The sequence below is a fragment of the Streptomyces sp. AK010 genome (assembly GCF_014207295.1).
Classification (GTDB): Bacteria; Actinomycetota; Actinomycetes; order Streptomycetales; family Streptomycetaceae; genus Streptomyces; species Streptomyces massasporeus.
This window is the reverse complement of sequence record NZ_JACHCX010000005.1, coordinates 68,329-82,425: the sequence shown is the minus strand read 5'-3', so window position 1 is coordinate 82,425 and position 14,097 is coordinate 68,329. Positions and strand designations below refer to the sequence as shown.

Genomic DNA, 14,097 nt, shown 5'->3' with positions numbered 1-14,097 from the left:
CCCCCGGCCGAGGAGCGGTCACCGTACCGGCGTGAAGTCCCGCGCCCCGATGAACTCAGGCCGCCGAACCGGCGCCGCGAAGGGCTCGACCGCCGTGTTCTCCACACTGTTGAACACGATGAACACGTTGCTGCGCGGGAACGGCGTGATGTTGTCGCCGGAACCGTGCATGGCGTTGCAGTCGAACCAGGTCGCCGAACCGGCCTTGCCCGTGAACAACTTGATGCCGTGCTGCGTGGCCATCTGGGTCAGCGCCTCGTCCGACGGCGTGCCCGCGTCCTGCATCTGCAGCGACTTCTTGTAGTTGTCCTTCGGCGTCTCACCCGCACACCCGAGGAACGTCTTGTGCGACCCCGGCATGATCATGAGTCCGCCGTTGGTGTCGAAGTTCTCGGTCAGCGCGATCGAGACCGACACCGTGCGCATCCGCGGCAGACCGTCCTCGGCGTGCCACGTCTCGAAGTCCGAGTGCCAGTAGAAACCACTGGCGCCGAACCCCGGCTTGACGTTGATCCGCGACTGGTGGACGTACACGTCCGAGCCGAGGATCTGCCGCGCCCGTCCGACGACCCGCTCGTCGCGGACCAGCCGGGCGAAGACCTCGCTGATCTTGTGCACCTCGAAGACCGTGCGGATCTCCTTGGACTTCGGCTCGACGATCGACCGCTCGTCGGCACGCATGTCCGGGTCGTTCACCAGCCGGTTCAGCTCGTTGCGGTAGACCGCGACCTCGTCCTCGGTGATGAGCTCGTCGATGGCCAGGAAGCCGTCGCGCTCGAAGGACAGCAGGTCGGCCGGGGCGACCGGGCCCGGGGCGTCGGGTGCGCCCCAGACGACCGGGTCCTGGCGCGGGGTCAGCGCCTCGGCGGCACCGCGACTGGGGTAGAGGTCGGGCATTGCGGTGGTGGTGTCGGTGGTGGCGGTCATGGAAACGTCACACCTCCTCGGTGAGCAGCGGGTAGACGCCGTTCTCGTCGTGGTCCTCCCGTCCGGTCACGGGCGGGTTGAACACGCAGAGGCAGCGGAAGTCCTGTTTGACCCGCAGCGTGTGCCTCTCGTGCCCGTCCAGGAGGTACATGGTGCCGGGCGTGATGGTGTGCGTCAGCCCGGTCTCGTGGTCGGTCAGCTCGGCCTCGCCCTCCACGCAGACGACGGCCTCGATGTGGTTCGCGTACCACATCGACGTCTCCGTACCCGCGTAGAGGACCGTCTCGTGCAGGGAGAAGCCGACCTTCTCCTTGGCGAGGACGATGCGCTTGCTCTCCCACGTACCGGACGCCGCCTTCACGTGCCGGTCGGTACCTTCGATCTCCTTGAACGAACGGACAATCACGGTGCTGCGATGCCTCCTAGATGAGTGGTGCTCGGTTGGTCAGGCGGTCTCTCGGACGGCGCGGGCCAGCACGCTGAGGCCCTCGTCCAGCTCCTCGGGCGTGATGGTGAGGGCCGGGAGCATCTTCACGACCTCGCTCTCCGGGCCGGACGTCTCGATGAGCAGTCCGAGCTCGAAGGCGCGCTTGGCGACCTTGCCCGCGCGGGCCTTGTCGTGGAACTCCAGGCCCCACACCAGGCCGCGGCCCCGGTACTCCTTCACGTCGGCCAGGTTCTCCTCGGTGATGGAGATCAGCGCCTGCTCGACCTGCTCGCCGCGCTTGCGGGTCTGCTTCTCCATCGCGGAACCGTCGGCCCAGTAGGTCTCCAGGGTCGCGGTGGCCGTGACGAACGCGGGGTTGTTGCCGCGGAAGGTGCCGTTGTGCTCGCCGGGCTCCCAGACGTCCAGCTCGGGCTTGAACAGGCACAGCGACATGGGCATGCCGTATCCGCTGATCGACTTCGAGACGGTGACGATGTCCGGCACGATGCCCGCCTCCTCGAAGGAGAAGAAGGCGCCGGTACGGCCGCAGCCCATCTGGATGTCGTCGACGATCAGGAGCATGTCCTGCCGCTCGCACAGCTCGGACAGGGCGCGCAGCCACTCGGGCCGGGCCACGTTGATGCCGCCCTCGCCCTGCACGGTCTCGACGATCACGGCGGCCGGCTTGTTGAGGCCGGAGCCCTGGTCCTCCAGCAGCCGCTCGAACCACAGGAAGTCCTCGACCGTGCCGTCGAAGTAGTTGTCGAACGGCATCGGGGTGCCGTGCACCAGCGGGATACCGGCGCCGGCGCGCTTGAAGGCGTTGCCGGTGACGGCCAGCGAGCCCAGCGACATGCCGTGGAAGGCGTTGGTGAACGACACGATCGACTCGCGCCCCTTCACCTTGCGCGCCAGCTTCAGCGCGGCCTCGACGGCGTTGGTGCCGGTCGGGCCCGGGAACATGACCTTGTACGGCAGGTCGCGCGGGCGCAGCAGCAGGTTCTGGAAGGCCTCCAGGAACGTGCGCTTGGCGGTGGTCGACATGTCGAGCCCGTGGGTGACGCCGTCCCGCTCCAGGTAGTCGATCAGCGCGCGCTTCAGGACCGGGTTGTTGTGCCCGTAGTTCAGTGACCCCGCTCCGGCGAAGAAGTCGAGGTACTCATGGCCGTCCTCGTCGTACATGCGGCTTCCCACCGCACGGTCGAAGACGGTGGGCCAGCCGCGGCAGTAGCTGCGTACCTCGGACTCGACGGTCTCGAAGACACTCAGGTCGGGCTGGGTGATGGTCACGAAGAATCGCTCCTCGGTGCGGTGGGGAAGTCTGCGGGAGTCGGGCGGTACGTCAGGGAAGTCAGTGGGGCAGGGGGCCGATGCGGTACAGCACCTCTGCGTCGTGCGGCCCGTCGGGGAACAGGCCCGTGTCGAACAGCACCTCGCGCTCCAGCCGGGCGCCGTGACGCTCGGCGAACGACGTGAACAGGCGCTCCGAGGCGGTGTTGCCCGGGGTGATGGTGGTCTCCACCGTCGTCACCTCCATCTCGGCCGTGGTCCGTGCGACCAGGCCGTCGAGCAGTGCGGCGGCCAGTCCGCGCCCGCGGTGGGCCTCGTCCACCGCCACCTGCCAGACCAGCAGGGTGCGCGGGCTGTCCGGCCGCACGTACCCGGTGATGAAGCCCATCGGCTCGCCCTGCTCGTCCCGGGCGACGGCCGAGGTGGCGGCGAAGTCACGGCACCACAGCAGATAGCTGTAGGACGAGTTCAGGTCGAGAACCTTCGAGTCCTTCGCCATCCGCCAGAGTGCGACTCCGTCAGCCACGGTGGGGCGGTCGATTTGCGGATCTGCTTGTACGGCAGTCATACGAATTGAACTTACCCAGCGAAATTCAAAATTGCATCGCCGATCGGGGTTACATATGGGCCTCGTCTGTGTTATCGCGCGGGCGCGCAGATTGACGTATCGAGGCGGCAGAACGCCCGATATTGCCCGGTAATTACCGGGCAAATCGGTCACGGTGTGTAACGCGTCACAGCCGTGTAAGCCCCACGGGATCTGCCGGAATTTCCCCTCGGAGTGTCCTCAAAATCTGCGCGTTTAGGACCGGGAAAAGCGGGCAGAAGAATACGGGAAGCTGCTCTTGGAGGAATTCATTAATTGTGTGCCAGCTTACATGTGAGGGGTCTCGGAAAGCACGTGCAATTCAGGCCCCGGTCACTCCGTCGATACGTTCCCGCAGGAGATCGGCGTGACCGTTGTGCCGTGCGTACTCCTCGATCATGTGGATGAAGACCCAGCGCAGGCTGACCTCCATGCCGGGCATCGGCCCCTCGGCGACCCGCCCGACGTGGTCCAGCGGCAGCCCGGCGCACAGCTCCCGTCCCCCTGCGATCTCCCGCCGCCAGATCCCGAGTGCCTCGTCGAGCCCGCGCGCCGGATCCAGCGCGTAGCCGGTCGCGTCCTCGAACACGGGCGGTACGGCGAGCCCGCCGGACACCCGCAGGAACCAGTGGCGCTCGACCTCGGCGAGGTGCTGCACCAGCCCGAGCAGGGTCAGCGACGACGGCTCGGCCGCCGCGATCCGCACCTGAGCGTCGTCCAGCCCGGCGCACTTCAGCTCCAGCGTGGCCCGGTGGAAGTCCAGCCAGCTCTCGAGCATGGCCCGCTCGTCACCGCTGAGATGCGGCACGGGACGGCCGTCGGGAAGGCGCAGAGGGGACCCGGCAGTTGTGTCAGAGGTCATGCGGGGAGCATGGCACGCACCACTGACAGCGCTCCCCGGCCACCGGCGCCGACCGGCGTCCTTCAGCCCGCCCGGCGCTCGGGGACGAGGCCGTCCAGGCCGCAGCGGGGCGAGGCCCTTCGGGCCTCGAGCCGACGACTACCGCCACGCCTCCTCGACGGCCCGCAGCGCCGCCTCCACATCCACCGGCAGTCCCTGCTCCAAGAGCGCCACGCCCAGTGCCGCCAGGCTCGCTCGCACCGCGCCCGGCGTCGCGTCCGCGCCGTAGTGGTTGACCCGGATCATCTCCTTGGCCAGCGGGCCCCCGCCCGCGGCCAGCGGCACCGCCGGATCCGCCTCCAGCGCCCGCCGGACCAGCTCCGACGCCACCACCCCGGACGGTGCCCGCAGCGTCGTGGCGACGGGCGCCGCGTCCCGAGCCTCGTACACGTACGGCTCCAGCCCGCCACCGAGCGCGACCGCACCGGCCCGGGTCGCCGCCGCGGCGGACGCGTGCCGGGCCATCACGGCGTCCAGGCCGGCCGCCTCGATCCGCTCCACACAGGCCTCGAGGGCCAGCATCTCCAGCTGCGCCGGCGCGTGCAGCAGCGCCTTGCGGCCACCGTCGATCCACCGCTCCTTCCAGTCGAGGAGCGACAGGTACGACCGTCGCGGCGCGTTCGGGTTGCCCGCCATCCGCGCCCAGGCCCGCTCGCTCACCGACACCGCCGACACCCCGGCCGGACCGCCCATCGCCTTCTGCGCGCCGATCACGCACAGGTCCACGCCCCACGCGTCCGGCAGCACCGGCTCGGCCCCGATCGACGCCACCGCGTCCAGGTAGAACAGCGCCCCGTGCGCCCGCACGACCTCGCCGATCTCCGCGACCGGGTTGGTGTTGCCCGTCGCCGCCTCCGCGTGCACCAGCGACACGAAGTCGATCTCCGGGTGCTCGGCGAAGGCCTGCCGGATCTCCTCGGCCGTCACCGCCGTGTGGAAGGGCACCGACAGGTCGATCACCGTGGCACCGCAGTCCCGCAGCCAGTCGCCGAAGGTCTGCCCGTACGGGCCCGTGACGACGTTCAGCGCCGTCGTGCCCGGACCGGCCGCGGCACGGATCGCGCCCTCCAGCGGCAGCAGCGCCTCGCCCTGCATGATCACGACGTCCTGTCCGGTGCTCAGCAGCCGCGCCGCGCGGTCCTCGATCGCGGCGAAGCGGTCCGCGCCGAGCGGGGCCAGGTCCAGAAACGGATGCGTCACGGCAGAGCTCTCTTCACTCACAGCAGGTTCGATCGCATCGAGGGTAACCGGCGGCCCGCACCCCCCTGCGCGCCGAGTCCCGCGCACACCGGCCCCCTTCGAGTCCCGCCGGGCGGCTCACTAAGGTGCGGTGCATGAGCGATCGCACGGTGCTGCACGTGAAGGGACGGGTGCTCGTCGGGCCCGAGGACGTCCGGGACGAGCTGTGGGTGGTCGACGGCCGCATCTCCTACGACCGTCCCGCCGGCGCCCGCGACATCCGCACGGTCGTCGGCTGGGCCCTGCCCGGCCTCGTCGACGCGCACTGTCACGTCGGACTCGACCGGCACGGCCCGGTCCCCGAGGACGTCGCCGAGAAGCAGGCCCTGACCGACCGGGACGCGGGCACGCTGCTCATCCGCGACGCCGGCTCGCCCTCCGACACCCGCTGGATCGACGACCGCGAGGACCTGCCGAAGATCATCCGCGCCGGGCGGCACATCGCCCGCACCCGCCGCTACATCCGCAACTACGCCTGGGAGATCGAGCCGGATGACCTGGTCGCCTATGTCGCCCAGGAGGCCCGGCGCGGCGACGGATGGGTCAAGCTGGTCGGCGACTGGATCGACCGCGACCTCGGCGACCTGTCGGCGTGCTGGCCGCGCGAGGCCGTCGAGGCGGCCATCGCCGAGGCCCACCGCCTGGGCGCCCGGGTGACCGCGCACTGCTTCTCCGAGGACTCCCTGCGGGACCTCGTCGAGGCGGGCATCGACTGCATCGAACACGCGACGGGCCTGACCGAGGACCTCGTCCCGCTGTTCGCCGAACGCGGCGTCGCCATCGTCCCGACCCTCGTCAACATCGCCACCTTCCCCCAGCTCGCCGACGGCGGCGAGGCCCGGTTCCCGCGCTGGTCGGCCCGTATGCGCCGGCTCCACGAACGCCGCTACGACACCGTCCGGGGCGCCTACGACGCCGGGATCCCGGTCTTCGTCGGCACCGACGCCGGCGGCGGCCTCGCCCACGGCCTGGCCGCGGCCGAGGTCGGCGAACTCGTCACCGCCGGCATCCCGCCCGTCGAGGCCCTCGCCGCGGGCACCTGGACGGCCCGCGCCTGGCTCGGCCGCCCGGGCCTGGACGAGGGCGCCCCGGCCGACCTCGTCGTCTACGACGAGGACCCGCGGGCCGACGTACGGGTCCTGGCCTCGCCGCGCCGGGTGGTGCTGAACGGACGCGTGGTCGGATAGTCATGACGGTGATGGGGAACACCTGCGCCGGGAATATTCGAAAACGCCCGTGATCTCGCCACGTTGGAGTGAAGCGGCGTCAGATCGCTCAAGCCACTGGCGCGGTGCGGCGATTCTCACCGGGACCCGAGCCGGTTTTCCTGGGAGACCTGAACGTGAACAGCTTTTCCGTCCGCAAGCCCGCACTTCGTCTGGTGACCGTCGCGACGGCCACGGCCCTCGCCGCCGGCCCTCTGGCGCTGACGGGTGTGAGCACGGCCCACGCCTCCGGCGACCACGGCCGCGCGAGCGCCGCCGTCCTGCGCACCGACCTGGACGTCTCCCCGTTGAACAAGCCGGTGGACGTCCCCCTCACCGTCTCCCTCAACGACGTCCAGGCCCCGCAGAGCGCAGAGAAGACCACGCTGACGGCCACTTTGGACGCGGTGGACGGCGGCCGGCCCTTCAGCGTGCTGCGCGCGGAGGTGGCCGAAGCGAGGGCCACCACGACCCCCATGAAGGCCGAGGGGATCACGACCCTGGCCCACGCCCGCCTCCACGTCCCCGGCCTGCCGCTGCTGTCGCTGATCGAGGTCGAGAAGGTCACCGCCAAGGCCACCTGCGAGGTCGGCGAGAACCCGGTCGCCACGACCGCCCTGCCCGGTTTCCTGACCGTGCTCGGCAAGCGCGTGGCCCTGACCGGCCAAGGCCCGGCGGAAGTCAGGGTGCCGGGCGTCGGCGAGGTGCGCCTGGACCTCGACAACACCCGCACCACGGCCCGCAACGCCGCCGCCACCGCCCTCGAACTCAAGGTCTCCGTCGACCCGTTGAAGCAGAACGTCGCGGAGGTCGACGGCACCGTCACCCTGGCCGAGGCGACCTGCCGGACACCCCGGCCCGAGGTCGCCGAACGGGCCCCGGCCGAGTCGGCCGAGCCGTCCGCCTCGCCCGCCGCCGTCGAGCCGCAGGGAGCACCCGCCGAGACGAACCTGGCCGAGACGGGCGGCAGCTCCGCCACGCCGTACCTCGTGGGCACCGCGATCGTCCTGCTCGCCGTGGGCGGGGCCGTGCTGTCCCGGGTACGCCGTCGGGGATGACCCCCGGCGATCCGGGGCCGGCCGCCGGGGCACAGCCACCCTGCCCCGTCGGCCGGCCCGGGTGGCGGTCGGCATCCGAGAGCCTGGGTCACATCCCCCGGGCCGGCTTCCTCGCCTCAGGCCCCGGCCGGGCCCCTCCTGGGCTGAGGTGTCAGTCCGTCAGCGCTCGCTGCAGCGCTCGTAGAAAACCGTCGGTCGTGCTGCGGTCCCGCACCGCCAGCCGGAGCCACTTGTCGTCCAGCCCGGGAAACGTGTCCCCGCGGCGCACGGCGTAGCCGAGGTCGCGCAGGCGCCGGCGGACGGCCGACGCCCCCGGCAGGCGGAGCAGGACGAACGGGCCCTGCGCGGGTCCCGCCACCCGCAGCCCGGCCGGGGCGAACCGGGCGAGGCCGGCCAGCAGATGGGCGCGGTCCGCGGCGATGCGGTGCGCCGCGTGGGCCGCCTCCGCCACCGCACGCGTCCCCACGCACGCCTCGGCCGCGGCCAGCGCCGGCGTCGACACCGGCCACAGGGGCTGCGCCCGCTGGAGGTCCTCGATCGTCTCCGGCGCCGCCAGCACGTAGCCGATCCGCAGACCGGCCAGCCCCCACGTCTTGGTCAGGCTGCGCAGTACCACGAGGCCCGGCACGTCGACGCGGCCGGCCAGGGCCTCGCTCTCGCCCGGCACCGCGTCCATGAACGCCTCGTCCACCACCAGCACCCGCCCGGGCCGGGCGAGTGAGGCGATCGCGTCCGCCGGGTGCAGCACCGACGTCGGGTTCGTCGGGTTGCCGATCACCACCAGGTCCGCGTCCTCGGGGACGGCGGCCGGGTCCAGCCGGAAACCGTCCTCCTCCCGCAGCAGTACCCGGCCGACGGCGTGCCCGGCGTCCCGCAGCGCCGCCTCCGGCTCCGTGAACTGGGGATGCACGACGACCGGCCGGCGTACCTTCAGCGCCCGCGCCAGCAGCACGAACGCCTCCGCCGCGCCCGCCGTCAGCAGCACCCGCTCCACCGGCAGCCCGTGCCGTGCCGCCACCGCCACCCGCGCGGCCCGGCCGTCCGGGTAGGCCGCGAGTCCGCCGAGCGACGCGGCGATGTGCTCCCGCAGCCAGACCGGCGGCGTGTCCGCGCGGACGTTCACGGCCAGGTCGACGAGCGAACCGCCGCCGTCCCGGACCTCCGCGTCCCCGTGATGACGCAGATCGTGCCCGCTCTCAGTGCGCATGCGAGTGAGCGCCGTGGTGGTGCCCGTGGCCGTGCCCGTGGTGGTGGTCGTCGTCGTCCGGGTGGAAGTGCGGCTGCTGCGGCATGCCCACCTTGTCCTCGAAGCCCGGCAGCGCGATGCGGTACACGCACGAGTCGCAGTTCATCCGCAGATCGCCCTTGACGGCCTCCTCGTACCGCTCCCACACCAGGTCCAGCAGCTCCGGCTCCGGCCCGATGACGTCGGCCGACAGCACCTCGGCCTCCGGGTGGGCGGCGGCCCAGCCCTCCGTCTGGTGCCGCACCCGGTCCGGCAGGATGCCCGTGAACAGGAAGTAGGGCAGGACCACGATCCGCCGCGCGCCCAGCCGCACACAGCGGTCGAGACCGCTCGGCACGTCCGGCGCCGCCAGCGACACGAACGCCGTCTCGACACCCGCGTAGCCTCGCCCCTCCCACAGCAGCCTGGCCGCCTTGTGCACCTCGGCGTTGGCGTCCGGGTCCGTGGAGCCGCGCCCGACCAGCAGCACCGTCACGTCGGCCCGGTCGCCGGGCGTGCGGCCCGCCGACCCCAGGGCCTCGTCCAGCCGCCGCTCCAGCACGTTCAGCAGCGCCGGGTGCGGGCCGAGCGGACGCCCGTACGTGTACGAGATGCCCGGATGCCGCTCCTTCTCGCGGGCCAGGGCCGCCGGGATGTCGCCCTTGGCGTGCCCGGCGGACACCAGCATCAGCGGGACGGCGGCGAAGCGCCGCACGCCCTGCTCGACCAGTTCGGTGACGGCCTCGCCCAGCGGCGGCGGGGACAGCTCGATGAAGCCGCCCGCGACGGGCAGTTCGGGGTGCCGGGCCCCCAGTTGCCGTACGAAGTCGCGGAACGCCTCGGCTCCGGCGTCGTCCCGGGTGCCGTGGCCGGCGATGAGCAGGGCGGGCGGGGTGGTCACAGTTTCTCCTCGGCGGAAGTGGGGTGGTACAGCAGGGCGTTGAGCGCGGCGGCGGCGACCGCCGACCCGCCCTTCTCGGACACGTTGCTCACGGCGGGCAGCCCGCTCTCGCGCAGCGCGGCCTTCGATTCGACGGCTCCGACGAAGCCGACGGGCAGTCCGATGACGAGCGCGGGATCGGCGTCGAGCGTCAGCAGCTCCTCCAGCGCGGTCGGCGCGTTGCCGATCACCCAGAGGGCGCCGGGGCCGACCTGTTCGTAAGCGAGCCGGATGGCGTGCGCGGACCGGGTCACACCGGGCCCGGACTCGGCGTCCCTCAGACGGCAGACGGTCTCGCGCCGGGTGATGCCGGCGCCGACCATCTCCACGTCCACGACCACGGGCGCCCCGGCGTGCAGCGCCGCGTGCGCCTTCTCCAGGTCGGCCTCGTCCAGGACGAGGTCGCCGGCGTAGTCGAGGTCGGCGGCGGAGTGGATGACCCGCTCCACGACCGCCCGGGTCAGCGGCGGGAAGTGCGAGGTGTCCAGCCGGGCCCGCAGACGCCGGTAGGACTCCACCTCGATCGGATGGACGACGCGGTTCACTCGGCCCCCTCCTGCGCTGCCTGCCAGCGGTAGCCGCGCGGCGTCACCATGCGCCCCGCGATGTCCCGGGTCGCCGTGTTGCCCACGGTCACGACCGTCATCATGTCGACCGTCTCCGGGTCGAGGGAGCCCAGGGTGGTGAGCCGGCTGGACTCGTCCGGCCGCGAGGCGTTGCGCACGACACCGACCGGCGTCCGCGGTGTCCGGTGCTCGGCGAGGATGCCCAGCGCCTTGGGGAGCTGCCAGTCACGGCCGCGCGAACGGGGGTTGTAGAAGGTGACCACGATGTCCGCCTCGGCCGCCGCCCGGACCCGCCGCTCGATGACCTCCCACGGCGTGTGCAGGTCGGACAGGCTGATCGACACGTGGTCGTGGCCCAGCGGGGCGCCCAGGATCGCACCGGCCGCGAGCGCCGCCGTCACCCCGGGCACACCGACCACGTCGATGTCGTCGGAGGCCTCGGCCAGCGCGGGGGAGGCCATGGCGTAGACGCCCGCGTCCCCGCTGCCGATCAGCGCGACGGCCTGCCCCTTGCGGGCCTCCTCGACCGCCGTGCGCGCCCGCTCCTCCTCGGCGCCGAGCCCCGACTCCAGAATTCGGGTGCCGGGCCGCAGCAGATCACGGATCTGGTCGACGTACTGGTCGAGCCCCACGAGCACGGAAGCGCGCCGCAGTTCGGCCTTCGCGCGGGGCGTGAGCAGATCCCGGGCGCCCGGCCCGAGCCCGACCACCGCGAGCCGCCCGCGCCCCGGACGCCGTACGACCGCGCAGGTCGCCATCGCCGGGCTCGCGGCCGACTTCCGCTTGGGGACGAGCAGTTCACCGCCGCCGACGAGCGCGGCGGCCTCCGCCACGGACGGGGTCCCGACGGCCGCGAGCGGCGCGTCGGACGGATTGGGCACGTCGACCCCGGCCAGCTCCCCGGCGGAGTACGTCACCAGCGGCACCCCGAGCCGCCGCGCGGCCTCGACGATGCCGGCCTCCTCCGCCTTGGCGTCGACGGTGGCGAGTTCGGCGACGGACGCCACCGACAGCCCGGCCTCCCGCAGGGCGTCCCCGACCAGCTCGAGGACTTCCTCCACGGGGGCGCCCCTGGACGCCCCGACCCCGACGACCAGGGTCGGCGGGCGCAGCACGGCCTCGCGCCCGGCCGCCGCCACGAGCCGGTCGGTGAGCCGGATCGTGTACGCCCCCTCGTCCGTCACCGGCAGCGGCGGCAGCGGCCAGGCCACGTCGGCCCGCAGCGCCACGGCCTCGCCGTCCAGCAGCGCCCGCGACACCCCGGCGACATCGCCCTCCACGGGCAGGCCGAGGGTGTCCAGGCCCGCCAGGTCCACCGCGTCCGTGGCCGTCGTCACCACCGGCTCGGCACCCAGCAGGTCACCCACCTCGCGGGCCAGTGCGTTGGCGCCGCCCGCGTGCCCGCCCAGCAGGGACACGGCGAACCGCCCGCCCTCGTCGACGCACACCACGCCCGGGTCCTCGGTCTTGCCGGACAGCAGCGGTGCCACCAGCCGCACCACCGCGCCCGTCGCCAGGAAGCACACGAGCTGCTCGCACTGCGCGAACGCGGTCCGTACGGCGTCCCCGACGGGACCCTCGTACACCCGGGTGCGGTCCGGCCACGCGGCGGCCAGCCGGTCCCGGGCAGCCGCTCCCGCCGCGGTGGCGGAAATGAGGCCGATCACTGGGCGACTCCTTCTTCGACAGCTGCCGGGGGCCGGACGCCCCACAGCAGGAAAACGGGGTTGGTGGCCGCGAGCCGGGTCACGTCCCCGGGCAGCGGCGCGAGCCGCGACGACTGCAGCAGCACGCCGTCGCAGACGAGACCGACGCTCGTCAGGGCCTCGCGCGCGGCCGGCACGCGGTCGAGCGCCGCCATGGCGACGACCACGGTCCGCCGGGCACGCCGCGCGCACGCGGCGACGATCGCGGGCAGTTCGCGCCCGCCGCCCCCCACGAACACGGCGTCCGGGGTCTCGGCGAGCTCCGCCAGCGCCTCCGGTGCCGCGCCCCGCACCACCCGCACGTCCACACCGTGCGCGGCGGCGTTGGCGCGGACCCGCTCCACGCCGTCCGCGGTCTTCTCCACGGCGGTCACGGCCGCACCGAGCCGCGCGCACTCCACGGCCACGGACCCCGAGCCCGCGCCCACGTCCCACACCAGGTCGCCCGGGCGCGGCCCCAGCCGCGCCAGGGCCAGCGCCCGCACCTCGAACTTGGTGATCATCGAGTCCCGGTGGGCGAACTCCGCCTCCTCCAGGGCCCAGCCGACGGGCCGCTCCCCGGGCCCCGCGACCGTCCGCACCGGGCCGAGCGCCCGTGACTCGTCCAGAGACAGCACCACGTTCACCGCCGTGCCCCAGTCCCGGGCGGCGGCCTCGGCGGGCGTCACCCGCTCCACGCGCTCCGCGTCCGAGCCGAGCCCGGACGCGACGACCAGCACCCGCGCCGCGTCCCGCAACGCGGCGCCCAGCTCCGCCGGGCCCGCGCCCGGACCGGTCAGCACGGCCGTCTTCGGCTGCGCCCGGCACACGTTGACGGCCGTCCGCAGCTGGCGCCCGTGGGCGCTCACCACCACGGCGTCGTCCCACGGCAGCCCGATCCGGGCGAACGCGGCGGCGACCGACGACACCCCGGGCCGCACGTCCAGCCGCTCCGGCCCGAACCGCTCCGCCAGCACCCGCACGATCCCGAAGAACCCGGGGTCCCCGGACGCCAGCACGACGACCCGGCCGCCCTCGCCGACCTGCTTCTCGACGGCGTCGAGGGCGGGCGCCAGCGGCCCGAGCACGATCCGCTCGGCCGACTCCGGCAGCCGTACGGTGTCCAGATGCCGCCGCCCGCCGACGACCAGCCCGGCTCCGGCCAGGACGTCCTCGCCCACCGGCGCACCGGTGCCGGTCCCGACCACGGTGATCATGTACTGGCACCCCGCTCGCGCAGGGCTCTGCGGGCCTCAGGGTCGGCCTTGCGGTAGCCGTGGAAGTGACCCGGGTGGTACAGGTGCGAGCGGGTGCCGTGCGCGTCGAGCGCCGGGCCGACCAGGAACAGGGTGTGCTTCCAGAGCTTGTGCTCCTTGACCGTCTCCTCCAGCGTGCCGATCGTGCACTTCACGACCAGCTCCTCCGGCCAGGTCGCCTGGTACGCCACCACGACCGGCGTCGTCGTCGGGTAGCCGCCCTCCAGCAGCTCCCGCACGAGCTGCCCGCTGCGGGCGGCGGAGAGGAACACCGCCATGGTGGTGCCGTGCTTGGCGAACTCCCGGACCTCCTCGCCGGGCGGCATGGGCGTCTTGCCGCCGCCGAGCCGGGTCAGCACGACCGACTGCGCGACCTCCGGGATGGTCAGTTCGCGCTGCGCGAGCGCCGCGACGGCCGAGAAGGAGGACACCCCGGGCACGATCTCGGTCGCGATGCCGATCTCGGCACAGCGGTCGACCTGCTCCTGGGTGCCGCCCCACAGGGCCGGGTCGCCGGAGTGGATACGGGCGACCTTCAGCCCCTCGGCGCGGGCCCGCTCGTACACGGCGACGACGTCCTCCAGGGACATGGTCGCCGAGTCGAGGATCTCCGCGTCCTCGCGGGCGTGTTCGAGGACCTCCTCCTGGACCAGGCTGGCCGCCCAGATCACCACGTCGGCCTCGGCGATGGCGCGCGCGGCGCGGAACGTCAGCAGGTCGGCGGCGCCGGGGCCGGCGCCGACGAAGGTCACTTTGCCGGCGGGGGCGTCGGCCATGGGACGGGTCCTCTCG

At 72.9% G+C, this 14,097-nt stretch carries 14 protein-coding genes; 2 read left to right on the top strand and 12 right to left on the bottom strand.

Annotated features, from left to right (window positions below; translation table 11 throughout):
• Positions 1-18 precede the first annotated feature (18 nt).
• From thpD to HDC93_RS11450, 6 genes are all read right to left on the bottom strand, one after another.
• Positions 19-927, bottom strand: a complete 909-nt coding sequence (thpD, locus tag HDC93_RS11475) for an ectoine hydroxylase (RefSeq protein WP_185009821.1) — start codon at positions 925-927, stop codon at positions 19-21.
• Positions 928-934: 7 nt separating this feature from the next.
• Positions 935-1,333, bottom strand: coding sequence for an ectoine synthase (locus HDC93_RS11470; protein WP_053670739.1), 399 nt, complete (start codon positions 1,331-1,333; stop codon positions 935-937).
• A 39-nt stretch (positions 1,334-1,372) separates the two neighbouring features.
• Positions 1,373-2,644: a diaminobutyrate--2-oxoglutarate transaminase gene (gene ectB / locus HDC93_RS11465; protein ID WP_097215872.1), complete on the bottom strand. Its 1,272-nt coding sequence runs from the start codon at positions 2,642-2,644 to the stop codon at positions 1,373-1,375.
• A gap of 61 nt (positions 2,645-2,705) precedes the next feature.
• The gene (gene ectA, locus HDC93_RS11460) at positions 2,706-3,212 is read right to left on the bottom strand and encodes a diaminobutyrate acetyltransferase (protein ID WP_185009820.1); all 507 of its coding nucleotides are present in this window, start codon (positions 3,210-3,212) and stop codon (positions 2,706-2,708) included.
• A 340-nt stretch (positions 3,213-3,552) separates the two neighbouring features.
• Positions 3,553-4,092, bottom strand: coding sequence for a DinB family protein (locus HDC93_RS11455; protein ID WP_185009818.1), 540 nt, complete (start codon positions 4,090-4,092; stop codon positions 3,553-3,555).
• 138 nt (positions 4,093-4,230) lie between these two features.
• Positions 4,231-5,331 carry an aminotransferase class V-fold PLP-dependent enzyme gene (locus HDC93_RS11450; RefSeq protein WP_311774537.1) on the bottom strand — a complete coding sequence of 367 codons (1,101 nt, stop codon included), beginning with the start codon at positions 5,329-5,331 and terminating at the stop codon, positions 4,231-4,233.
• A 134-nt stretch (positions 5,332-5,465) separates the two neighbouring features.
• On the opposite strand from HDC93_RS11450, the gene HDC93_RS11445 reads away from it, so the two are divergent.
• Together HDC93_RS11445 and HDC93_RS11440 are read left to right on the top strand one after the other, a co-directional pair.
• Positions 5,466-6,557 (top strand): amidohydrolase family protein, encoded by a 1,092-nt coding sequence (locus tag HDC93_RS11445; RefSeq protein ID WP_185009814.1) that lies wholly within the window; start codon positions 5,466-5,468, stop codon positions 6,555-6,557.
• A gap of 155 nt (positions 6,558-6,712) precedes the next feature.
• Positions 6,713-7,633, top strand: a complete 921-nt coding sequence (locus tag HDC93_RS11440) for an SCO1860 family LAETG-anchored protein (protein WP_185009812.1) — start codon at positions 6,713-6,715, stop codon at positions 7,631-7,633.
• 151 nt (positions 7,634-7,784) lie between these two features.
• Here the strand turns inward: HDC93_RS11440 and cobC are convergent, their stop codons facing one another.
• From cobC to cobM, 6 genes are read right to left on the bottom strand one after another with little or no spacing between them, the layout of a single operon-like run.
• Positions 7,785-8,840 carry an Rv2231c family pyridoxal phosphate-dependent protein CobC gene (gene cobC, locus HDC93_RS11435; RefSeq protein ID WP_185009810.1) on the bottom strand — a complete coding sequence of 352 codons (1,056 nt, stop codon included), beginning with the start codon at positions 8,838-8,840 and terminating at the stop codon, positions 7,785-7,787.
• Positions 8,830-9,759: a sirohydrochlorin chelatase gene (locus HDC93_RS11430; protein WP_142164724.1), complete on the bottom strand. Its 930-nt coding sequence runs from the start codon at positions 9,757-9,759 to the stop codon at positions 8,830-8,832. The genes cobC and HDC93_RS11430 overlap by 11 nt, the downstream gene beginning before the upstream one ends.
• Positions 9,756-10,343 (bottom strand): precorrin-8X methylmutase, encoded by a 588-nt coding sequence (locus HDC93_RS11425; RefSeq protein ID WP_185009808.1) that lies wholly within the window; start codon positions 10,341-10,343, stop codon positions 9,756-9,758. Before HDC93_RS11425 ends, HDC93_RS11430 begins: the two co-directional genes overlap by 4 nt.
• Positions 10,340-12,031, bottom strand: a complete 1,692-nt coding sequence (gene cobJ, locus HDC93_RS11420; protein ID WP_185009806.1) for a precorrin-3B C(17)-methyltransferase — start codon at positions 12,029-12,031, stop codon at positions 10,340-10,342. The genes HDC93_RS11425 and cobJ overlap by 4 nt, the downstream gene beginning before the upstream one ends.
• Positions 12,028-13,266 (bottom strand): precorrin-6y C5,15-methyltransferase (decarboxylating) subunit CbiE, encoded by a 1,239-nt coding sequence (gene cbiE, locus HDC93_RS11415; protein ID WP_185009804.1) that lies wholly within the window; start codon positions 13,264-13,266, stop codon positions 12,028-12,030. The genes cobJ and cbiE overlap by 4 nt, the downstream gene beginning before the upstream one ends.
• Positions 13,263-14,081 carry a precorrin-4 C(11)-methyltransferase gene (gene cobM / locus HDC93_RS11410; protein WP_185009802.1) on the bottom strand — a complete coding sequence of 273 codons (819 nt, stop codon included), beginning with the start codon at positions 14,079-14,081 and terminating at the stop codon, positions 13,263-13,265. The genes cbiE and cobM overlap by 4 nt, the downstream gene beginning before the upstream one ends.
• Positions 14,082-14,097 lie beyond the last annotated feature (16 nt).

Coding starts and splice junctions, on each gene's coding strand:
- thpD (WP_185009821.1), bottom strand. CDS start 927: ATGACCGCCACCACCGACACCACCACCGCAATGCCCGACCTCTACCCC.
- ectA (WP_185009820.1), bottom strand. CDS start 3,212: ATGACTGCCGTACAAGCAGATCCGCAAATCGACCGCCCCACCGTGGCT.
- HDC93_RS11455 (WP_185009818.1), bottom strand. CDS start 4,092: ATGACCTCTGACACAACTGCCGGGTCCCCTCTGCGCCTTCCCGACGGC.
- HDC93_RS11445 (WP_185009814.1), top strand. CDS start 5,466: ATGAGCGATCGCACGGTGCTGCACGTGAAGGGACGGGTGCTCGTCGGG.
- cobC (WP_185009810.1), bottom strand. CDS start 8,840: ATGCGCACTGAGAGCGGGCACGATCTGCGTCATCACGGGGACGCGGAG.
- cbiE (WP_185009804.1), bottom strand. CDS start 13,266: ATGATCACCGTGGTCGGGACCGGCACCGGTGCGCCGGTGGGCGAGGAC.
- cobM (WP_185009802.1), bottom strand. CDS start 14,081: ATGGCCGACGCCCCCGCCGGCAAAGTGACCTTCGTCGGCGCCGGCCCC.